Here is a 21414-nt window from a genome sequence, read left to right on the forward strand (position 1 = left end):
CAGGCAGGGTTCCGGCGGGCTACGAAATTTCGTATCATACTGCCACCGACCGAAAACCTGCCCACCACCTCATGCCCACTGTGATCCCCGCCGCCAGCCGCGCCATGGCGGTTTTCGAAGTTTTTGCGCGCGAAAAGCGCGAACTGTCGAACTCCGACATGGCGCGGCTGCTGTCGCTGCCCGAGAGCAGCACCTCCGACCTGCTGCACACGCTGCACTCGCTCGGCTACCTGATGCGCACCTCGCGCACGCGGCGCTTCTACCCGACCGGGCGCCTGTTCGAGGTGGGCCGGCAGATCGCCGAGAACGATCCGCTCAGCACCGTGGCGCAGGAGGCGGTCGAACAGGTCAGCGCCAGGACCAATGAAAGCGTGTTCTTTGGCGTCCTCGACAGCAATGCGGTCAAGGTCGTTGCGGTGCAGGCCAGCCGCCTGCCGCTGCGCTACATCATCGAAGTGGGCTACCGCGCGTCGCTGCACGCCTCGGCGCTCGGCAAGGGCCTGCTAGGCCTGCTGCCACCGGAGGAAGCCCGCGCCGCGCTGGAAAAAACCCCCTTGCGCGCGGTCACCGAACATACCATCGTCGACGCCGACGTCCTGATGGAACAGATCGCACAGGGCCGCGAGCGCGGCTGGTATGAAGCGCACGAGGAAGGCAGCGAAGGCGTGCACGGGCTGGCCGTGGCGGGCTGGCTGGGCGGGCAGCCGGCGGGTATTTCGCTGGCGGGGCCCGCGGAGCGGATGCGCAAGAACCATGAAGCGTACCTCGCGGCGCTGATGGAAGTGCGCGATGGCCTGATGGGCGAACGCTGAGGCGCCTGCTGCCTTGCGCGCGCCCTCGCGCGCTACCTACCCGAGTCGAGGGGGGAAAGCCTTGTGGCAAGGCTGGATGATCAAAGCCATGCTGCCGTGGCTCGGTTGCTGGCGTGCCGGAAGCGCACGACACAGGCGACCGCATAGACGATCAGCGCAATCCGCACGCCAATCCCACTCGACAGGAAAATTATGGGTCCGCTCGCAGGCATGAAAATCATTGAACTGGCCGGCATTGGCCCCGGCCCGCTGGCGGGCATGCTGCTAGCGGACATGGGTGCGGAGGTGCTGCGCATCGAACGCCCCGGCGACACCGACCTCGGGGTCAAGCGCGAACGACGCCATGACCTGATGCTGCGCAATCGCAAGTCGATTACGCTGGACCTGAAGGACCCGCAGGCGGTCGCAGTCGTGCTGGACCTAGTCGAAAGCGCCGATGCGCTGATCGAGGGTTTCCGCCCGGGCGTCACCGAGCGCATGGGACTCGGCCCCGGCGATTGCCTGGCGCGCAATCCGCGGCTTGTTTACGGCAGGGTCACGGGTTGGGGGCAGTCCGGCCCGCTCGCCCACACCGCCGGCCACGACATCAACTACATCGCGCTGACCGGCGCGCTGCACGCCATCGGCAACCGCGGCCAGGGACCGGCGATTCCGCCGGCCTACCTGGGGGATTTCGCCGGCGGCGCGATGTTCCTGGTCACCGGCGTGCTGGCTGCGCTGATCGAGGCCGGCAAGTCGGGCCAAGGCCAGGTGGTCGATGCCGCCATCGTCGACGGCGCTGCGGCGCTCGGCACGGTGTTCTTCGGCATGGCCGCGGCGGGCCAGTGGCGCCCGCAACGCGGCACCAACGTGCTTGACTCCGGCGCGCACTACTACAACGTCTATGCCTGCAAGGACGACCGCTGGATCTCGGTCGGCCCGATCGAAGGCCGCTTTTATCGCGAGCTGCTCGACAAGCTGGGCATCGATCCCGCCAGCCTGGGCGAGCAGCTCGACCCCGACACGTGGGCGCCCGCTCAGGAACGCCTGGCCGCGGTCTTCCGCAGCCGCACCCGCGACGAATGGTGCGCGCTGCTGGAAGGCACCGATGCCTGCTTCGCGCCAGTGCTCAGCTTCGAGGAGGCGCCCCAGCACGCGCACCTGAAGGCGCGCGGGACCTTTATCGAGGTGGACGGTATTGCGCAACCCGCGCCGGCGCCGCGCTTCAGCCGCACGCCGTCCGCGCCGCCCGCGCCGCCGGGCAAGCCGGACCCGCGCCACTTTGGCGAGGTGCTGTCCGGCTGGCTGGCACCGGACAAGATCGAGACCGCACTCCTGGCCGCGGCTGGCATGCCGCGCTGAGCCAGGCAGGCAATGCCGGTTGGGCATTGCTGCCCCCTTCGCGCACAGTCGGTCGCGCGGCGCAGATGCCGCGCGACCTTTTTTCTTCCCCGCATGGAGATCCGCCAAATCAGGCAGTCCATGGTGATGAGCGAAACGCTCGAGAAATAATCAATGTATGTCGATCAATACACCGCCTGTATCCGATGCGGGCAGCGCGCCGCCAGCCGGCATGGCGCCCGCACCATCGATGGCCCGCGGCTAGTGCTGCGGCTGCGCCTGCGGCGTGACGATGTTGAAGGTCGGGTTGAAGGCCGCCAGCAGGCCCATCAGCTCAGGCAGCTTGCGCGCATTGCCCTCGACCCTGACCTCGCCGTCGCGCAGTGCTGTTTGCAGGTCGAGCTGGTGCAGGCTGATGCGGTCCAGCGTCGCCTTGCTCATCGTCACCGTCGCATCGGGGCGCGCATGGCGGCTGTCCTCGCGATACGTCAGCACACCGTTGCGCACGGTCAGCGCGAACGGTTTGTCCAGGTCGGAGAAGACCCAGTTGAGCGTCATGTCATGTCCCACCGCCTGGTCTGCATCGAGCCGCACGCCCATGTAGTCGAAGAACAGCGCGGGCTCCATCGCCCGCACCAGGTCGGCCGGGTTGCGCGCGGCCACGGCCAGCACGCCGTGGCGCAGTTCCCTGGCGCCGGTCAGGTACATATTGCGCCAGAGCGAGTTCTCGGACTGGTAGCCGAGCTGCTCCAGCGCATCGGCCTGCGCCGCGCGCGCGGCTGCGTTGTGCGGCTCGGCGAAGACCAGGTGGTTGCCCAGCTGCACCGCCCAGCGGTAGTCGCCCTGCTCCATCGCCTCGCGCATCTGGCGCAGCACGCTGTCGGCGCCACCCATCGCGCGCACGTAGCGGCGGCCCGCCTCGGGCGGCGCCGGCGGGTTCAGGCTGGCGGGATTGGCGTCGTAGAAGCCCAGGTAGCGCTGGTACACCGCGCGCGCGTTGAAGCTGAGCGAGCCGTAGTAGCCGCGCGTGTACCACTTCTTCTCCAGCGCGCCGGGCAGCTTCTGCATCGCCTCGGCGATCTCCATCGGCGTCAGGCCCTGGTTCAGCAGGTGCAGGGTGCGGTCGTTCAGGTAGGTGTACATGTCACGCTGGTCGGCCAGCAGTGTGCGGATGCGCTCGCCGCCCCAGGTCGGCCAGTTGTGCTGGGCCAGCATCACCTCGACGCGGTCGCCGTAGCGCACCAGGCTTTCGTCCAGATACCTGCCCCAGGCCTTGGCATCGCGCACCTGCGCGCCGCGCGGCGTGAGGATGTTGTGCATGGTGCGGGTGGCGTTCTCGGCCATGCACAGCGCGCGCTGGCGCGGCAGGTAGAAGTTCATCTCGGCCGGCGCTTCGGTGCCGGGCGTCAGCTGGAACTCGAACTCGACGCCGTCGATATGCCGGGTCTCGTAGCGCTTGCTGATCGATTCGGTCGGTGCGATCAGGCTGAGCGTGCCGCCGGACGAGCCGCCCTTGCCGATGCCGGTATCCACCTGCCCGAGCGCATTGCGCGGCACGCCGGCGCCAGCCTGGTAGATGCTGCGGCGGAACATCGCATTGCCGGCGAACACGTTCTCGCTGACCGCCTCCTGCATGAAGCCGGCGGGCGCGTAGATGGCGACCTTGCCGGCCTTGACCTCGGCCTCGTCAACCACGCCGCGCACACCGCCGAAGTGGTCGGCGTGGCTGTGCGTGTAAATCACCGCCACCACCGGCTTGCGCGGCCGGTTGGCGTAGTACAGGTCCAGCGCCGCCCTGGCGGTTTCGGTACTGGTCAGCGGGTCGGCAATGATGATACCGCGCTCGCCCTCGATCACGGTCATGTTGGCCAGGTCCATGCCGCGCACCTGGTAGACGCGGTCGGTCACCCGGAACAGCCCCGCCTGCGTATTGAGCTGCGCCATGCGCCACAGGCTGGGGTTGACCGAGTCCGGGGTCTGCGCCGCCTGCTGGAAGTCATAGGTCGACGAACTCCAGATCACGCGGCCTTCGGCATTGCGGATATCGCCGCGGAACGGCGCCACCAGGCCGCGTCGCGCGTCTTCGAAATCGGCGCGGTCGGCGAAGGGCAATTGCCCGAGTACCGCGGCGTTGCTGCCGACGGTGGCAGCGCTGGCCGGCTTGGGCATCTCCGGCGCCGGCGCGGCGTGCGCGCCCCAGCTCAGCGCAAGCGCCGCTGCGCAGGCCAGCAGCCTGCGTTCGGCGCTGCCCGACGCGCCGGCCACTGCTTCGCCGCGCGGATCGCTGCGCGGCGCCGGCGCGCTATCCTCGCGCAGCGCAACGAGCGCCGGCCCGGTGGCGCCGCCGCCGGCCCGGCAGATGCCCTGCACCAGGTCAGCCGCCTTCTCGCCGATCATGATGGCGGCGGCATTGGTGTTGCCGCCGATCAGCGTGGGCATGACCGAGGCATCGGCGACGCGCAGGCCCTCGACGCCGCGCACGCGCAGTTGCGGATCGACCACCGCGCGCGCATCGCTCCCCATGCGGCAGGTGCCGACCGGATGGAAGATGATGTCGGCGCGCTCGCGGATAAACTCGCGCACGGCGGCGTCGTCGCTGCCGTCAAAGCGCAAATGGCCCCCGACGTGCGGCGTGCCGCCAAGGCGCGCCAGCGGCTGCTGGTCCAGGATGCGGCTGGCGAGCCGCAGGCCCGCCACCATGGCATCCAGGTCGCGCGCATCGGCCAGCAGGTTCTGGTCGATGCGGGGCGGCACGCGGGCGTCGGCGGACCCCAGCAGCACCTGGCCGCGGCTGTGCGGGCGCAGCACGCATACGTGCAGCGCGTAGCCATGGGTGCGGCGCGCCGCAGGATCGTTCAGGGCCGTGGAAAAGTGCAGCTGCAGGTCGGGATCCGCCAGCGTCGGATCGCTCTTGATAAACGCCCCGGTCTCCGCGATGTTGGAGGCGAACATGCCGTAGCGCTCCTTGCGGTAGCGCAGCCATTCGCGCAGCAGCCGCAAGCCGCCGCGCACCGAGGCAGCGTAGAGATCGGTGCTGAACACGCGGCGTTGCAGCTTTATGTTGGGATGCTCCTGCAGGTTCTGCCCCACGCCAGGCGCATCGTGGACAATGTCGATGCCGTGCTCGCGCAGGTGCGCGGCCGGGCCGACCCCGGATGTCATCAGCAACTGGGCCGAGCCGAAGGTCCCCGCGCACAGGATCACTTCGCGGCGCGCCCGCAGCAGCCGCTGTTCGCCGCCGCGCTCGACCAGCACCCCGGCCGCGCGCCGGCCCTCGAACACGATCCGCAGCACCTGGGTGTCGGTCAGCACCGCAAGGTTGGCGCGTCCCCCGTCCAGTGCCTCCCGGTTGCCGCCGTGCAGGTAGGCGCGCGCCGTGTTCCAGCGCTCGCCGTCGCGCTGGGTGCGCTGGTAGAAGCCGACGCCCTCCTGCGAGGCGCCGTTGAAATCGGGGTTGTAAGGCAGGCCCGCGCACTGCGCGGCTTCAATAAAGCGCCGGTCGAACGGATTGCCCGAGCGGGTATCGACCACATGCAGCGGCCCGCGCCCGCCGTGCCAGGCGTCCTCCTGCCGACCGGCCAGCCGCTCATTGCGTTCCGAGCGCTTGAAATACGGCAGGACATCGTCCCAGCCCCAGCCATCGCAGCCGTCCTGCGCCCAACGGTCGTAGTCCGAGGGCGTGCCGCGGATGTAGATCATGCCGTTGATCGAGGAGCTGCCGCCCAGCCCGCGGCCGCGCGGCTGGAACCCGCGGCGCCCGTTCAGCGCCGGCTGCGGCTCGGTGACGTAGCCATAGTTGAACGGTCCGGCCTTCGGCACGGTACTGGCGATGCCGATCGGAATGGTGATGGCCGGGCTGAAATCATGGCCGCCCGCTTCGAGCAGCGCCACCGTCCCGACCCGCGCGTCGGCCAGCCGGCTCGCCACGGCGCAGCCCGCCGAGCCGGCGCCGACAACGATGTAATCATGGATATCAGGCATGAGGTCTCCTCACTGGATGGATTTTTTGGATTGAACAGCTGGGCCCCGGAGCGCCGATGCGCCGTGGCGGCGAAAAGAAAATGGCTCCGGCACAGGTGCCGGAGCCGAAAGCCCGCTTACAGCCAGCGCTGACGGGCGTGGAGACAAGCGGTGCACCGGCACGGCGCGGGCCATGCCCGGGTGATCGGACCGGGCCGGATGCGCAAACCGCGGGCGATGGCGGCGTTCAGCCCTGCACATCGCGGTCCCAGTCGAAGCGCGCCGGGCGCCCGTTCAGGAAGGCGTCGACCGCCTGCGCGTAGTACGGCACGGCCGAGGCCAGCGCCTGGCCCTGGGCTTCGAGTTCCAGCACGGCGTCATAACTGCTTTCAAAGCTGCGGTTGAGCGCGCGCTTGGCCAGCGCCAGCGCTTCCGGTGGCGCCGGCACGAAGCGCCGCGCGAAGCGGTGCGCTGCCTCGGCCAGCGTGCCGGTCGGGTGGATCGCATGGACGATGCCGAGCCGCTTCGCGTCGACTGCCTCGAGCCGGCGCCCGGTGAACATCAGCTCCTTGGCCGCGCTCATGCCCACCACGCGCGGCAACGCGTACAGCGCGCCCATGTCAGGCAGCAGGCCGATCTTCGCGAACGACATGCTGAAGTACGCACGCTCCGACGCCAGCACGAAATCCGCCGCCAGCGCCAGCGAGAATCCCGCCCCGGCCGCCGCGCCGTCGACCGCCGCGATCACCGGGATCTCGAGGTCACGCAGCCGCGGCAGCCATTGGTGGATGTCCTGCATGCGCTGGCGCACGGCCTGCGGCGCGCGCGCCGCGGCGTCGCCACCGGCGAACATCTCGCGCGCGGACTTCAGGTCGCCGCCGGCGCAGAAACTGCCGCCGGATCCGGTCAGCACCAGCGCGCGGATGGAGCGGTCTGCAGCGACCAGGTCCAGCATGTCGCGGTAGTCCTGGCGCAACTCCAGCGACAGGGCATTGCGCGCGGCGGGACGCTGGTGCGTGAACTCGGCCACGCCATCGGCGATGCACAGGCTGGCATGCCGTAACGCGATCTGGCGGGCGTTCTGCTGGGCCTGCATGGTCGTGATTCCTTTCTGGCGAATGGTGGGCGGGGGTGGCATCGCCGCGATGCGGCCGGGCGCCTCTGAAGCCCAGTGTGGCGGTGCGCGCCCGGCGGCGCACCACTCGTCTCAAGGGGGGTGCCGTTACCGATGAAGCGGCGCCTATGCCCGCTGCCGGACCCCCAGCGCCGGGGGGCGCCGCCGCGCGCGCACCGGCTTAAGGTGTATGGCATCAGAAAGGCCGACAGCCCGCCGGCCGCGCGACATCGGAGAGTCTTCATGCACTTCCAACCCGACCCGACGCTGGACAGCTTCCGCCAGGAGGTCCGCGAGTTCCTGCGCCAGCACCTGCCCGCCGACCTACCCCGCCGCAAGGACGGCATGCGCTCGCCGCGCGCCGACCTGGTGCGCTGGCAGCGCCTGCTCGACGCCCATGGCTGGGGCGCGCCGTACTGGTCGCAGGAACACGGTGGCACCGGCTGGAGCGTGGCGCAGCGCCTGGTCTTCGACGAAGAATGCGCCGCCGCCGGCACGCCTTCGCTGGATGGCTTCGCCCACAAGCTGGTGGGCCCGGTGATCAACCATTTCGCCACGCCGGAACAGAAAGCCGAGCACCTGCCGCACATCTTCCAGGGCGCCCGGCTGTGGTGCCAGGGCTTCTCTGAGCCCGGCTCAGGATCGGACCTGGCTTCGCTGCGCACGCGCGCCGAACGCGTCACCAGCGCCGACGGCGACCACTACGTGGTCAACGGCCAGAAGATCTGGACCAGCTACGCGCACCAGGCCGACTGGATCTTCCTGCTGGTGCGCACCGATCCGCAGGCAAAGAAGCAGGCCGGCATCAGCTTCCTGCTGGTCGACATGAAGAGCCCCGGCATTACCGTGCGCCCGATCATCAGCATCGATGGCTGCCACCACCTGAACGAGACCTTCTTCGACAATGTGCGGGTGCCGGCGGCCAACCTGGTCGGCACCGAGAACGAAGGCTGGAAGCTGACCAAGTTCCTGCTCAACAACGAGCACGCCACCACCGCCGACCTGCCGACGCTGCGCCGCTTCCTGTCACAGCTCCACGCACTGGCCGGCAGCGCGCGCGCCGGCGGCATGGGGCTGGCCCAACGGCACGAGTTCCTGCTACGCCTGGCGCGCTGCGAGGCCGAGCTGCGCGCCATCACCGTGATGGTCCAACGCGTGGCGGCGATGGAGCAGGACCATAGCGCGGCAGCGCATGCGCTGGGGTCGATCCTGAAGATCCGCGGCACCGAGTTGCAGCAGCGGATGAGCGAGTTCCTGGTGGAGACGCTGGGCGACCATGGCGCGGTGGCCTATCCGGATCCACGCTCGAGGGATACGGGGCGCAGGGCGCTGCCAATGGAGGATGCAGCACGAGGCGTGGCGACCGAGATGTTCTTCCGTCGGGCGACGACGATCTATGGGGGGACCAGTGAGGTGCAGCGCTCGATTATTGCCAGGTCGCTGTTCCAGTTTTGAAGGAGTTGCGGGGCTAGATGGGTGGGGCCGATCTGGCGCAGGTCTTCGGCCCGCATCCCATCGGCCGAAAAGTCAGGTTGCATGACCCAAAAAAGCAGTATCCTTGGCAACAAACTCGCCAAGGCAAAGAACTTTTGCGTCACTCCGCTCGCTGGCATCCCGTCTTCGCCGGCCTCCTGCTCGTTGTATTCCTGACAGTTCAACTGGCAGCGGCCGCGTACGCCTGTACCGGTAGCCGCTACCAGATGCAAGGCAGCGGCACGACAGCGGCAATGACCGAATCTTGTGCCGACATGGCGGCCGGTAGTGATGCCCATGGCGCTGATGAAGGTGCGCTCTGCCTGGCGCACTGCCAGGCCGATTCCAAGAGTGCCGACCCTGTGTCGCCGCAGCTTCCGGTATTCCTGCCGGTGCTGATGAGCGTCATCGAGCCCACGCGCGTGGTGCTTGCGGATATCCGCATCGCACTGCGCGCAGAGACGGAGGCACGCGGCCCGCCGCCCCTGAACATCCTTCACTGCAGTTTCCAGACCTAGCCTCCTGATCGACGTCCATTCGCTGCTGCCCCGCTTTCGGGTAGCTGTCGTCGTTCATGGAGGCTTTATGCTTTTTCCACGTCGCCTGACGCTGGCGCTGCTGTGCGCCCCCGCCTTCGGCCTGGCGGTGCCGCGTGCCATGGCTGCGCCAACCGCCCCTTCTCTTTCCCTCGAGGAAACCGTCGCGCTCGCGACCACCCATGCCGGCAATGCCGAATCTTCGCGCGGCGCTGTCGAGGCAGCCGTGCAAATGGCGGTCGCCGCCGGCCAGTTGCCTGATCCCATCCTCAAGCTCGGGCTCAACAACGTCCCGGTGAACGGGCCGGACCAGTTCTCGCTCAGCCGGGATTTCATGACGATGCGGTCCATCAGCGTAATGCAGGAGTTCACGCGCTCGGACAAGCGCCGCGCGAAGGCGGCGCGCTTTGAAGCCGAAGCGGCCGCTGCCGAAGCGCAGCGCGCGGTCGGACTGGCCACCGTGCAGCGCAATGCGGTGGGTGCCTGGCTCGATCGGTGGTACGCCGAACAGACCGGCGTTCTGCTCGGTCATCACGGCCATCCGATCGAACTGGCGCGCCAGGCGGCAACTGCTGCGTATCGCAGCGGGCGTGGCTCGCGCGCAGACGTCCTTGCGATGGAGCTGGAACTCCAAAAGCTGCACGACCGCCAGGACGAAAGCGGGGCCGCCGTGGCAACCGCCACGCTCAATCTGCAGCGCTGGGTCGGCGCCGAAGCCAGTCGCCCGCTGTCAGATCGGCCACCGCTGGACGTGCCCCAGCCCATCCAGCAACTGGCGAAAGGCGAGCTCGACGCAGTCCCTGAGCTGGCAGCCGCGCAGCGCGAAGTGGCCCTTGCCGAAGCTGAAATCCAGGTGGCATGGGAAACCAAGAAGCCGGACGTGACCGTCGAACTGATGTACAGCCAGCGCGGCTCGGCGTACTCCAACATGGGGTCGGTGAACGTGAGCTTCCCGGTGCCGTGGGATCAGGGCAATCGCCAGGACCGCGAGGTTGCCACCAGGCTGGCGCAGGCCAATGCGGCGCGTGCCAAGTCAGAAATCATCCGGCGCAATACCCAGGCCATGGTGGGCGCCAAGCTCGGCGAATTGCAGCGCAATTTGGAACGGCTCAAACGCTACGACGAAAGAACGCTGCCACTCGCAACCAGCCAGGCCGATGCGGCCTTGACCGCCTACCGTGCCAATACCGGAACGCTGCTTGCCGTTGCCGAGGCCAACCACCGCGCCATCGATACGAAGCTGGAGCGGCTCGCACTGGAGGCGAAAACAGCCAAGCTATGGGCCGACCTGGTCTTCCTGGTCCCGTTGCCCACTGCGCAAACCGAGCCGGCGACCAAGGAGTTCAAGTGAAGAAACAAGTCATTGCAACGGCAGCGGTGGGCCTCGCGCTGCTTGGCGCCGCGCTCTATGGCGCCTACCGATTCGGCGTGGCGCGCGGGATCCCATCAGCGCAGTCGTCGGCGGCGCCCGTCGCGGCATCCGCGCTCAAGCCTGGCGACACGGATCCGAAGACCGGCAAGAAGATCCTGTACTGGCATGATCCCATGGTGCCCGGCCAGCGCTTCGACAAGCCCGGCAAGTCACCCTTCATGGACATGCAACTCGTGCCAGTGTATGTGGAAGGGGACAGCGAAAGCCGCGGCGGCAACGGTGTCGTGGTCGACAGCCACGTCGCGCAGAATCTTGGCATTCGCACGGTCGAGGTGAAGCCGAGCCGCCTGAGCGCCGTGCTCGAGGCGCCTGGCAATGTCGCCATCAATGAGCGCAGTGTCCAGGTGCTTCAGGCGCGAACCAATGGCTTTGTCCAGCATCTGGCGGTCAAGGCGACGCTTGACCCGGTGCGGCGCGGGCAAGCGCTGGTGACCTTGTACTCGCCCGACTGGGTCGCCGCGCAAGAGGAGTATCTCGCCGTGTCTCGCATGGCTGGGGGCGAGCAAGCCGACCTGCGTAGCGCCGCCCGGGCCCGCATGCTGCAGGCCGGCATGACGCCGGGCCAGGTCAGCGCCGTCGAGGGTTCTGGCAGGCTCCAGCCCGATCTTGCCATCGTGAGCCCGTTCGATGGCCTGGTAACAGAGGTTGCCGTCCGTGAGGGCATGACCGTCTCCCCGGGCATGACGCTATTTCGCCTCGCCGACCTGAGTCAAGTCTGGGTGATTGCCGAGGTGCCGGAGGCACAGGTTCGTGCCATTGTGCCTGGGCTGGCGGTCAAGGTGTCGTCGACGGGCGCACCGGAACCCCTCCTCGGCAAAGTCGATACCATCCTGCCGGATGTCAATCCGGCCACGCGCACCACCAAGGTCCGCATGGTCCTGCCCAACCCAGGCAGACACCTGTTGCCCGGGATGTTCGTGACGGTCCGCTTTGACAGCACGGATCAAAAGGAAGCCCTGGTGATTCCGTTGGAATCGGTCATCCGCACGGGCCAGCGCACACTCGTCATGGTGGATGCGGGCAAGGCAGGCTTTGTGGCAACCGAAGTCAAGACCGGCCGCGAAGCCGCGGGCATGGTCGAGGTACTGTCCGGACTCAAGGCGGGGCAAAAAGTCGTCACATCGGGCCAGTTTCTCATCGACTCGGAGGCCAGCCTGCGTGGAACCGCCGAGCGCCTGTCGGCAACACAGGGCGCTTCGGCCCCGGCGGCGCCGGCGGCCGAGCATGAGGGCGTCGGGCGCATCGAGGCGGTAACTGGCGAGGGTCTGACGATATCGCATGAACCTGTTCCTTCGATCCAGTGGGGCGCGATGACGATGGATTTTGCTGCGCCACCCAGCGGCTTGCCCAAGGCATTGAAGCCTGGCGACCGCGTTCGGTTCCGCTTCCATCTGAATAGCGACGGCATGCCCGTCCTGTCCTCGGTAGAGTCCGCCGCCGGCGTCCAGGGAGCCAAGCCATGATTGCCCGGCTGATCCTCGCGTCGATCCGCAATCGCTTCCTCGTCCTGCTGGCGACGGTGATGCTGACGGCATGGGGCCTGTGGGCGGTGCGTAGCACGCCGCTCGATGCCTTGCCAGATTTGTCCGATGTGCAGGTCATCATCCGCACGCCATTTCCCGGCCAGGCGCCGCAGATTGTCGAGAACCAGGTCACCTATCCGCTCACCACCACGATGTTGTCAGTGCCGGGCGCCAAGACCGTGCGCGGCTACTCGTTCTTCGGGGACTCGTTTGTCTACGTGCTGTTCGAGGACGGCACGGATTTGTACTGGGCGCGATCCCGGGTGCTGGAATACCTGAATCAGGTCCAATCCCGCCTGCCAGTTGCGGCCAGGCCCGCCCTGGGTCCGGACGCGACCGGCGTGGGTTGGATCTACGAATACACGCTGGTGGACAAGACTGGCCAGCATGACCTCAGCCAATTGCGCGCGCTGCAGGACTGGTTCCTGCGCTTCGAGCTGAAATCGCTGCCCAATGTCGCCGAGGTCGCTTCCCTCGGCGGGATGGTGAAGCAGTTCCAGGTCGTCCTGATGCCCGACCGCCTGCGCGCCTACAACCTGTCACAGGCCAGGGTGCTGGCAGCCCTCAAGGGCGCCAATCAGGAGACGGGTGGCTCGGTGCTCGAGCTGGGCGAGGCGGAGTACATGGTGCGGGCCAGCGGGTATCTGAAGACACTCGACGATTTCCGGCAGGTTCCGCTCGTGACCAGCGATGCCGGAATTCCGGTGCGGCTGGGCGATGTCGCCACGGTCCAGCTCGGCCCCGAGACGCGGCGCGGCATCGCCGAGCTCGATGGCCAGGGAGAGGTCGCTGGCGGCGTCATCGTGATGCGGTCGGGGAAGAACGCGCTGGAAACCATCGAGGCGGTCAAGACCAAGCTCGCCACGCTACGGAAGAGCCTGCCGGCTGGCGTCGAGATCGTGCCGACCTACGACCGCTCGGCGCTGATCAACCGCGCGGTCGAAAACCTGACGCACAAGTTGATCGAAGAGTTCATCGTCGTGGCGTTGGTTTGCCTCGCCTTCCTGTTCCACCTGCGCTCCGCCCTGGTTGCCATTATTTCGCTTCCGCTCGGCGTGCTGGCCGCCTTTCTGGTCATGCGATACCAGGGCGTCAACGCCAACATCATGTCCCTGGGCGGCATCGCCATCGCCATCGGCGCCATGGTCGATGCCGCGGTGGTCATGATCGAGAACGCCCATAAGCATTTGGAACACTGGCATATGGACAACCCCGGACGGCAACCGACCGCGCACGAGCGCTGGAGTGTGACTGGCGAAGCGGCCGCCGAGGTAGGCCCCGCGCTGTTCTTCTCGCTGCTGATCATTACGCTGTCGTTCATTCCTGTGTTCACGCTGGAGGCGCAGGAGGGCCGGCTGTTCTCGCCACTAGCCTTTACCAAGACCTATTCAATGGCTGCCGCGGCTGGCCTCTCCGTCACGCTGGTGCCGGTCCTGATGGGCTACATGATTCGCGGCAGAATTCCCACGGAGCAGTCCAATCCGCTCAGCCGCTGGCTGATCCGCGCCTATCAGCCAATGCTCGCCCGGGTGCTGGCCTATCCCAGGGCGACCATTGTCATTGCCGCGGTCCTCCTGGTCGCGACCGCCGGCCCGATCCTGCGAATCGGCGGCGAGTTCATGCCGCCCCTCGACGAGGGCGACCTCCTCTACATGCCATCGGCACTGCCCGGGCTGTCCGCAGGCAAGGCAGCGCAGCTGCTCCAGCAGACCGACCGCCTCATCAAGACCGTGCCAGAGGTGGCCACCGTCTTCGGCAAGGCAGGCCGCGCCGATACCGCGACCGATCCGGCGCCGATCGAGATGTTCGAGACCACCATCCAGTTCAAGCCCCGCGACCAGTGGCGTGCCGGCATGACGACCGACAAGCTGGTGGAGGAACTCGATCGCGTGGTGAAAGTGCCAGGCCTCTCCAACATCTGGGTGCCGCCCATCCGGAACCGGATCGACATGCTCGCCACTGGTATCAAGAGTCCGGTCGGCATCAAGGTTGCGGGCACGGACCTGAAGGAGATCGACCGGCTGGCCACGCGGATCGAGAAAGCCGTGAAGACGGTGCCGGGCGTCACGTCGGCGCTCGCCGAACGCCTGACCGGCGGGCGCTACATCGATGTCGACATCGACCGCGTGGCGGCCGGGCGCTATGGACTGAACATCGACGAGGTGCAGAGCATCGTGTCATCGGCCATCGGTGGCGATAACGTCGGGGAAGTGGTGGACGGGCTGGCACGCTTTCCCATCAACGTCCGCTACCCCCGCGACTACCGCGACTCGGTGGAGCAGCTGCGCAGCCTGCCCATCGTCACCGACAGAGGCCAGCAGATTGTTCTGTCGGATGTGGCACGCATCCAGGTGCAGCAGGGACCGCCGATGCTTCGCAGCGAAAACGCCCGCCTGTCCGGCTGGGTGTACGTAGACATCCGCGGACGCGACCTCCGCTCGGCCGTCCACGACATGCAGGTTGTGGTGGCCAAGGCGGTTCCTATGCCAGCGGGCTATTCCCTCAGTTGGTCGGGACAGTTCGAGTACCTGGAGCGCGCCACTGCGAAACTCAAGGTAGTGGTGCCCTTCACGCTGCTGATCATCTTCGTGTTGCTGTACCTGGTGTTTGGCCGCCTGGATGAGGCGCTACTGATCATGGGCACGTTGCCGCTGGCGCTTATCGGCGGGTTCTGGCTGCTGTACTTGCTTGGCTACAATGTTTCCGTGGCTGGCGTGGTCGGTTTTATCGCTCTTGCCGGCGTGGCAGCCGAGTTCGGCGTCATCATGCTGCTCTACCTGAAGCAGGCTTGGAGCGAACGCGAAGACCGCGGCGAAACCAGTGTGTCCGCCCTACTGGATGCCATTCAGGAAGGCGCTGTGCTACGGGTCCGCCCCAAGGCCATGACCGTCGCTGTCATTCTCGCCGGCCTGATTCCCATCATGTGGTCGCATGGCACCGGCTCAGAGGTCATGCAGCGCATTGCGGCCCCGATGGTTGGCGGCATGATCACCGCGCCCCTGCTTTCGCTGTTCGTAGTGCCGGCGGCTTACTTGCTGATACGCAGGCGTCAGACAAAGCCTGGCTCACTTTCCACCGACCCCTCACTTCAAGAGGAACCACAATGAAACACCTCAACACTCTCGCCATCATGGTTGCCCTCGCTGCCGCGCCGGCTGCATTCGCAGCGAAATCGGCGGACGGCATGGATATGAAAGGCATGGGCATGAAGCCGTCGGCCGAATCGAAACAGGTGCCCCAACCCGTTGCGGCGGAGATCAAGAAGATCGATGCGCAAGCCGGCAAGGTCACGCTCAAGCACGGCCCCATCGGAAACCTCGGCATGTCGGCCATGACCATGGCGTTCGCGGTCAAGGATCGCGCCTCGCTGAGAAACTTCAAGGAAGGCGATTCGGTGCTCGCTACCTTCGACACGGTGGATGGCAAGCCCACCGTTGTCGACCTGCGCCGACGTTGAGATGGTGAGGCGGTGCCTGTCGGAACTGGAACAGAACGCTCGGGCGCGATATCGCAGCCCTCGCTCGTTGTCATTTTCGTGTAAGGAGCATCTCATGCAAAGCCGCCTTTTAGTTGCCGCCTCCGGCACGGCAATGGATTCACGCGATCTCGTGACAGCCAGTCTGCCCCCTTTGCGTCCATGCTGCCCTTTGGGCTAGTGTTGCTGTGTCTGTCGATGCATCCCTTCCGTGGTCAACAAGGCGGCCACGGCAAGGCCACAGTCACGCAAGTCGGATGGCGCAGTCGATGACGGGCCCCACAACCAAAGGAGCCAGGATGAACAGGTCAAGCAATGAACCCGATGCCATGCAGCCTGGCCGCCACGGCGCGGGAGCACATACTTCGACTGAGGACCAGGCTGATCACGGCCATCGTCACGAGCATGCGCATGACCATGTGCATGAACAATCTCGTACAGGAATCGGGACGGCCGGGCCCGTCAAGGACCCGGTCTGCGGCATGACAGTCTCGGCAGATTCCCGATTCCATGCTGAGCATGCCGGAGCTCACTACTATTTTTGCAGCGCGTCATGCCAGCAGAAATTCAAGGCCGATCCAGGCAGGTACACGATTCCGTCTAAGTCAGCCTCGGCGGAGCCGCCTTCCGAGGGCACGATTTATACCTGTCCCATGCACCCGGAGATCCGCCAGGATCATCCTGGCAACTGCCCGAAGTGCGGCATGACGCTGGAACCCTTGTTGCCGCAACTGGAGCAGGACGAGAACCCGGAACTGGTGGATTTCCGTCACCGCTTCTGGTGGACGCTTCCGCTTACCGGTGGGGTATTTATGCTGGCCATGGTCGGGCATCGCTTTGGCTGGATGCCGGTGCCAATGCAGAGTTGGGTCGAGCTTGCATTGGCGACGCCTGTGGTGCTGTGGGCGGGCTGGCCGTTTTTCGTTCGATGTTTCCAGTCGATCATCAACCGCAGTCCGAACATGTGGACGCTGATTGGGATCGGCACTGGCGCAGCCTATGTCTACAGCGTCATTGCGACCGTCACGCCTCGCGCCTTTCCGCCGGCTTTCGTCGCGCATGGTCGCATCGGTGTGTATTTTGAGGCCGCGGCAGTGATCATCTCGCTCACGCTACTGGGCCAATTGCTCGAACTCAAGGCCCGCTCCCAGACTTCAGCCGCCATTCAATCACTGCTCGGACTAGCGCCTAAAACGGCGAGACGTATCGGCCCTGACAACGTCGAAGAGGACGTGCCACTCACCCATGTCCACGTTGGCGACCTGCTGCGTGTGCGACCGGGAGAGAAGGTGCCAGTCGACGGCGTGGTTACGGAAGGCACCAGCGCGGTCGACGAATCGATGATAACCGGCGAGCCTATTCCGACCACCAAGCGCATCGGCGACCGTGTCATCGGGGCTACAATGAACACCTCCGGTAGCCTCGTCATCCGATCTGAAAAGGTTGGCTCCCAGACCGTGCTGGCGCAGATTGTCCAGATGGTGGCGCAAGCGCAGCGATCGAAGGCGCCAATGCAGCGGATGGCAGACAAGGTCGCCGGCGTCTTTGTCGTCGGGGTCATCGGCATTGCGGTGCTGACTCTTGTCGCGTGGGGACTCTTCGGCCCCGAGCCGAGCTGGGTGTTCGGCCTGATCAATGCTGTCGCGGTGCTGATCATCGCATGTCCGTGCGCGCTGGGTCTTGCCACGCCGATGTCCATAATGGTCGCGAGCGGAAAAGGCGCTTCCAACGGCATACTATTTCGCGATGCCGCTGCGATCGAGAATCTGCGCAAGGTCGATACCCTGATTGTCGATAAGACGGGAACCCTTACCGAAGGGCGGCCTGTCTTCGAGCGCACGATCGGTACAAACGGTTATGCTGAAGAAGACGTCCTGCGCCTGGCCGCAAGCCTGGACCAGGGCAGCGAACACCCGTTGGCTGCCGCGATCGTTGCAGCAGCGCGCGAGCGTGGCCTGCGGTTGGAAAAGCCAGAGAGCTTCGAGTCGAGCTCTGGGATCGGGATAAGAGGCAAGCTAGGCGGCAAGACGATTGCGATCGGGAATACTTCACTCATGGAAGCCGAAAGAGTTGCCATCGATCCGCTCGTAGCGCAGGCCGATGAACTGCGTGCGCAAGGCGCCAGCGTCATGTATCTCGCCGTCGAAGGCAAGCTTGCAGGCCTGCTTGCCGTCTCGGATCCGGTTAAGGCCACCACGCCGGAAGCGCTGACGCATCTCCGGGAAGAGGGCATCCGGGTGGTGATGGCGACCGGCGATGGGATTGCAACGGCAAAGGCGGTGGCCGGGAAACTCGGCGTCGACGAGTTCTACGGCGAGGTGAAGCCGGCGGACAAACTTGAACTTGTCAGTTCTCTGCAACGGGCAGGTGCGGTGGTCGCGATGGCGGGCGACGGCATTAATGATGCGCCGGCGCTGGCGAAGGCGGATGTCGGTATTGCCATGGGCACCGGCACTGACGTCGCAATGAACAGTGCTCAAGTCACGTTGGTCAAAGGGGACTTGCGCGGCATTGCCCGTGCCCGCCAACTCTCACGCGCAACCATTCGAAACATGAAACAGAACCTCGGTTTCGCGTTCGTTTATAACGCCTTGGGCGTTCCTCTGGCCGCGGGCGTGCTGTACCCGATCACAGGCCTGCTGTTGTCGCCAATGATTGCAGCGCTGGCGATGAGCCTGAGTTCTGCCTCGGTCATTACGAATGCGTTGCGGCTGAGGAAGGCTGCTGCCTGAGCACGCGGCGGCGGTTGGGCTGGAAGGGTCATGGCGGTCTCCTGATGTCATGGCCGCCGTGCAGAGCCGGCCGCTCTTTATGCGGCAATGCCCGACGCCCCGGGCGCGCCGGGGTGTCGTCCAAGCGGGGTGCGGTTACGGGAACCGGCGGACGATGGATTCAGCAATGCAGACAGGCTTGGCGGAGCCTTCGCGCTCCACCGTCATCTCCAGCTTCAGCTGCGCGCCGCCGTTGTCGAGCGCGTCGTACGACAGCAGCTTGAAATGCGCGCGCAGCAGGCTGCCCACGGGCACCGGCGCAGGGAAACGCACCTTGTCGAGCCCATAGTTCACGCCGGTGCTGCTGTGCTTCACCTTGTACGCGGTGTGCGAAAACGCGGGCAGCAGGCTCAGCGTCAGGAAGCCATGCGCGATCGGCACGCCGAACGGGCCGTCCTTGGCGCGCACCGGGTCGACGTGGATCCACTGGTGGTCACCGGTGGCATCGGCGAACAGATTGATGCGGTCCTGCTCCAGCGCCAGCCAGTCGCTGGTGCCGATGACTTCGCCGACTAGCGGCTGCAGGTCGCTGATGTGTTCGTAGGTCTTCATGCTTGCGCTTCCTTTCCGGTAAGGACCGCCTGCAGCGCGCGGGCGTTGCCCGCTTCGTGCAGGTCGGCGTTGCCAAACAGCGCGTCCGCCACCACGGCACGCTTGAAATAATGGCCAACTGTGTATTCCTCGGTCATGCCGATGCCGCCGTGCAGCTGGATCCCCTGGCTGCTGACATAGCGGGCGGCGCGGCCGATCAGCGCCTTGGCCTGCGACACGGTGCGTGCGCGCGCCGCGCCGTCGTCGTTCTCGATCGAGGCCAGCAGTGCGTACAGCATCGAACGCCCTACCTCCAGCTCCGCCGCCATGTCGGCCATGCGGTGCTGCAGCGCCTGGAAGCTGCCGATCGGCACGCCGAACTGCTTGCGCACCTTGAGGTAGCCTGCCGTGATCTCGATGGTCTGTTCCATGCCGCCGACCAGCTCCGCGCACAGCGCGGCGATGGCATGCGTCAAGCCGTGGCTGAGCGCTGCCTGGCCCTGCCCCGCTTCGCCAAGGCGCGCGTCGGCGGCGACAAAGACGCCGTCCAGGCGCACTTCGGCGGCCCAGCTGCCGTCGTGCAGCGGCAACGCGATCCGTTCGACCCCGGCGGCATCGGCCGATACCAGGAACAGACTGCAGGCGTCGCCGGCCGCGCCCGGCTCGCGGGCCGAGACGATGAAGCCATCGGCATTGCTGCCGCCCAGCACCAGCGTCTTGGTGCCATGCAGGGTGAAGCCGCCCGGTGCCGGCTCGGCGCGCGTGGCCACCGGCGCCGGCAGGCCGCGCGATGGCGCCTCGCTGTAGGCCAGCGCCAGCCGGCGGGCACCGTCGGCAAGCGCGGGCAGCAGTGCCTCGCGCTGCGCCGGCGTGGCCGCGGCGGCCAGCGTCTGCGCCGCCAGCACGGCGCAGCCAAGATAGGGTTCCACCACCAGGCCGCGGCCCAGTTCCGTGGCGATCAGCACGGTGTCGATCACGGTGCCGCCCAGCCCGCCGCCGTCCTCGGGCAGCGCCGCGGCGAGCCAGCCGTTGTTGGCGAAGGTGGCCCAATGCCGGCCGTTGCAAGGCTCGCCCGACTTGACCCGCGCGGTACGCGCCTCGAAGTCGTAGTCTTTCTCGACAAAGCGGCGCACGCTGTCCTGCAACAGTTGCTGTTCGTCAGTCAGGTTGAAGTTCATGGTCAGTCAGGGCCTTCACAGTTGGAACATCGTCTTGGCGATGATGGAGCGCTGCACCTCGCTGGTACCGCCGTAGATGGTCGAGGCGCGGCGGAAGAACATCTCGTTGGCGACGCCGCGGGCCGCCTCCTGCATGGGCAGGGGCGCGCCATCGTCGCCGTGCTGCGGCACCGGGTAGGCCACCGCGGCGTAGTCGCCCAGCGCCTCGGTGAGGAAGCTGGTCATCTTCTGCAGCAGCTCGGTACCGCGGATCTTCAGGATCGAGCCCATTGCATGCGCGGCGGGGCTGTGGTCTTGCTCCATCGCGGCGACGCGCTGCACCAGCGTGGCGACGGCGGCCAGCTCGGCCTCGAACCGCGCCAGCTGCAGCGCGAACGCGTGCCGCTCCAGCAGCACGCTGCCGCCGTCGCAGCCGCGCGTGGCCAGCGCGCGGATCTGCGCCAGGTAGCGGCGCAGCATCGGCAGGTCGGCGGCGGTGGCGTGCTCGTTGTTGAGCAGGAACTTGGTGATCTTCCAGCCTTCGCCCTCGGCGCCGACCAGGTTCTGCACCGGCACCCGCACGTTGTCGAAGAAGATCTCGTTCAGGTGGTGGCAGCTGTCGATGGTGACAATCGGCCGCACCGTGATGCCGGGCGTCTTCATGTCGACCAGCAGGAAGCTGATGCCGGCCTGCTTCTTCACCTCGGTATCGGTGCGCACCAGCAGGAAGATCCAGTCGGCGCGGTGCGCGTAGCTGGTCCAGATTTTCTGGCCGTTGACCACGTAGTGATCGCCGTCTTCACCGGTAACGCGTTCGGCGCGGGTGCGCAGCGAGGCCAGGTCCGAACCTGAGCCAGGCTCGGAAAAACCCTGGCACCACTGGCGCTCGCCGCTGAAGATATGCGGCAGGTGCTCGGCCTTCTGCTCGGCGGTGCCGAAGGCGTTCAGCACCGGCCCCAGCAGCTTCTGCGCGCCGGTGTCCTGCGACGGCGCGCCCACCGCGGTGCATTCCTCGTCGAACACCAGGCGCTGCAGCACGCTCCAGCCGGTGCCGCCATGCTCCTTGGCCCAGTACGGTGCGCCCCAGCCCTTGTCGTTCAGGATGCGCTGCCAGCGTGTCAGCTCCGCCCGCGGCGAACGGGTGCCGACGCGGATGCGACCGGACAGTTCCTCGGGCAGGTTCTCGCGCAGGAACGCCCGCACTTCCTCGCGGAAGGCCTCCAGGTCGAGGTCTCGTTGAAAATCCATGGCTTGTCTCCTCCGACACATGGCGGCGGTGGCCTGGCATCCAGGCGCGCCGCCGCCGTGCT

14 protein-coding genes are annotated in these 21414 nt (G+C 66.6%); 9 read left to right on the forward strand and 5 right to left on the reverse strand.

Features of this window, described 5'->3' with window-relative positions:
* The first annotated feature begins 71 nt into the window (after window positions 1–71).
* Together E5S69_RS02890 and E5S69_RS02895 are read left to right on the forward strand one after the other, a co-directional pair.
* Window positions 72–812, forward strand: coding sequence for an IclR family transcriptional regulator (locus tag E5S69_RS02890; protein WP_171513494.1), 741 nt, complete (start codon window positions 72–74; stop codon window positions 810–812).
* A 192-nt stretch (window positions 813–1004) separates the two neighbouring features.
* Window positions 1005–2153: a CaiB/BaiF CoA transferase family protein gene (locus tag E5S69_RS02895; protein WP_171513495.1), complete on the forward strand. Its 1149-nt coding sequence runs from the start codon at window positions 1005–1007 to the stop codon at window positions 2151–2153.
* Between the two features lie 240 nt (window positions 2154–2393).
* Here the strand turns inward: E5S69_RS02895 and E5S69_RS32875 are convergent, their stop codons facing one another.
* Together E5S69_RS32875 and E5S69_RS02905 are read right to left on the reverse strand one after the other, a co-directional pair.
* Entirely contained in the window at window positions 2394–6113 is a 3720-nt protein-coding gene (locus E5S69_RS32875) for an alkyl sulfatase dimerization domain-containing protein (protein WP_171513496.1), read from the reverse strand.
* Window positions 6114–6339: 226 nt separating this feature from the next.
* On the reverse strand, window positions 6340–7188 hold the full coding sequence (locus E5S69_RS02905) for an enoyl-CoA hydratase/isomerase family protein (protein WP_171513497.1): 849 nt from the start codon (window positions 7186–7188) through the stop codon (window positions 6340–6342).
* A 261-nt stretch (window positions 7189–7449) separates the two neighbouring features.
* Between E5S69_RS02905 and E5S69_RS02910 the strand changes: the two genes are divergently transcribed.
* The 7 genes from E5S69_RS02910 to E5S69_RS02940 all read left to right on the forward strand — a co-directional run bounded on the left by E5S69_RS02910 (window position 7450) and on the right by E5S69_RS02940 (window position 18377).
* Complete coding sequence (locus E5S69_RS02910) at window positions 7450–8661, forward strand: acyl-CoA dehydrogenase (RefSeq protein ID WP_171513498.1); 1212 nt, start codon at window positions 7450–7452, stop codon at window positions 8659–8661.
* A gap of 17 nt (window positions 8662–8678) precedes the next feature.
* Window positions 8679–9197: a hypothetical protein gene (locus E5S69_RS02915; protein WP_423766609.1), complete on the forward strand. Its 519-nt coding sequence runs from the start codon at window positions 8679–8681 to the stop codon at window positions 9195–9197.
* Between the two features lie 67 nt (window positions 9198–9264).
* Complete coding sequence (locus E5S69_RS02920) at window positions 9265–10566, forward strand: TolC family protein (protein ID WP_171513499.1); 1302 nt, start codon at window positions 9265–9267, stop codon at window positions 10564–10566.
* Window positions 10563–12110 (forward strand): efflux RND transporter periplasmic adaptor subunit, encoded by a 1548-nt coding sequence (locus E5S69_RS02925; RefSeq protein ID WP_171513500.1) that lies wholly within the window; start codon window positions 10563–10565, stop codon window positions 12108–12110. Before E5S69_RS02920 ends, E5S69_RS02925 begins: the two co-directional genes overlap by 4 nt.
* Window positions 12107–15277 carry an efflux RND transporter permease subunit gene (locus E5S69_RS02930; protein ID WP_171513501.1) on the forward strand — a complete coding sequence of 1057 codons (3171 nt, stop codon included), beginning with the start codon at window positions 12107–12109 and terminating at the stop codon, window positions 15275–15277. The genes E5S69_RS02925 and E5S69_RS02930 overlap by 4 nt, the downstream gene beginning before the upstream one ends.
* Window positions 15274–15627: a copper-binding protein gene (locus tag E5S69_RS02935; protein WP_171513502.1), complete on the forward strand. Its 354-nt coding sequence runs from the start codon at window positions 15274–15276 to the stop codon at window positions 15625–15627. The genes E5S69_RS02930 and E5S69_RS02935 overlap by 4 nt, the downstream gene beginning before the upstream one ends.
* 317 nt (window positions 15628–15944) lie before the next feature.
* Window positions 15945–18377 (forward strand): heavy metal translocating P-type ATPase, encoded by a 2433-nt coding sequence (locus tag E5S69_RS02940; protein ID WP_272871698.1) that lies wholly within the window; start codon window positions 15945–15947, stop codon window positions 18375–18377.
* Between the two features lie 135 nt (window positions 18378–18512).
* On the opposite strand, the gene E5S69_RS02945 is transcribed toward E5S69_RS02940, so the two are convergent.
* From E5S69_RS02945 to E5S69_RS02955, 3 genes are read right to left on the reverse strand one after another with little or no spacing between them, the layout of a single operon-like run.
* The gene (locus E5S69_RS02945; RefSeq protein ID WP_171513503.1) at window positions 18513–18968 is read right to left on the reverse strand and encodes a MaoC family dehydratase; all 456 of its coding nucleotides are present in this window, start codon (window positions 18966–18968) and stop codon (window positions 18513–18515) included.
* Window positions 18965–20125, reverse strand: coding sequence for an acyl-CoA dehydrogenase family protein (locus E5S69_RS02950; RefSeq protein WP_171513504.1), 1161 nt, complete (start codon window positions 20123–20125; stop codon window positions 18965–18967). The genes E5S69_RS02945 and E5S69_RS02950 overlap by 4 nt, the downstream gene beginning before the upstream one ends.
* A gap of 15 nt (window positions 20126–20140) precedes the next feature.
* The gene (locus E5S69_RS02955) at window positions 20141–21352 is read right to left on the reverse strand and encodes an acyl-CoA dehydrogenase (RefSeq protein WP_171513505.1); all 1212 of its coding nucleotides are present in this window, start codon (window positions 21350–21352) and stop codon (window positions 20141–20143) included.
* Between the last annotated feature and the right edge of the window lie 62 nt (window positions 21353–21414).

Source organism: Cupriavidus necator, from assembly GCF_013141915.1.
Taxonomy (GTDB): Bacteria; Pseudomonadota; Gammaproteobacteria; order Burkholderiales; family Burkholderiaceae; genus Cupriavidus; species Cupriavidus necator_B.

Bases quoted from the DNA above. Each gene is read 5' to 3' on its own strand.
- E5S69_RS02935 (WP_171513502.1), top strand. From the start codon at position 15,274: ATGAAACACCTCAACACTCTCGCCATCATGGTTGCCCTCGCTGCCGCG.
- E5S69_RS02905 (WP_171513497.1), bottom strand. From the start codon at position 7,188: ATGCAGGCCCAGCAGAACGCCCGCCAGATCGCGTTACGGCATGCCAGC.
- E5S69_RS02955 (WP_171513505.1), bottom strand. From the start codon at position 21,352: ATGGATTTTCAACGAGACCTCGACCTGGAGGCCTTCCGCGAGGAAGTG.
- E5S69_RS02895 (WP_171513495.1), top strand. From the start codon at position 1,005: ATGGGTCCGCTCGCAGGCATGAAAATCATTGAACTGGCCGGCATTGGC.
- E5S69_RS02890 (WP_171513494.1), top strand. From the start codon at position 72: ATGCCCACTGTGATCCCCGCCGCCAGCCGCGCCATGGCGGTTTTCGAA.
- E5S69_RS32875 (WP_171513496.1), bottom strand. From the start codon at position 6,113: ATGCCTGATATCCATGATTACATCGTTGTCGGCGCCGGCTCGGCGGGC.
- E5S69_RS02930 (WP_171513501.1), top strand. From the start codon at position 12,107: ATGATTGCCCGGCTGATCCTCGCGTCGATCCGCAATCGCTTCCTCGTC.
- E5S69_RS02945 (WP_171513503.1), bottom strand. From the start codon at position 18,968: ATGAAGACCTACGAACACATCAGCGACCTGCAGCCGCTAGTCGGCGAA.
- E5S69_RS02940 (WP_272871698.1), top strand. From the start codon at position 15,945: ATGAACAGGTCAAGCAATGAACCCGATGCCATGCAGCCTGGCCGCCAC.
- E5S69_RS02950 (WP_171513504.1), bottom strand. From the start codon at position 20,125: ATGAACTTCAACCTGACTGACGAACAGCAACTGTTGCAGGACAGCGTG.
- E5S69_RS02920 (WP_171513499.1), top strand. From the start codon at position 9,265: ATGCTTTTTCCACGTCGCCTGACGCTGGCGCTGCTGTGCGCCCCCGCC.
- E5S69_RS02910 (WP_171513498.1), top strand. From the start codon at position 7,450: ATGCACTTCCAACCCGACCCGACGCTGGACAGCTTCCGCCAGGAGGTC.
- E5S69_RS02915 (WP_423766609.1), top strand. From the start codon at position 8,679: ATGGGTGGGGCCGATCTGGCGCAGGTCTTCGGCCCGCATCCCATCGGC.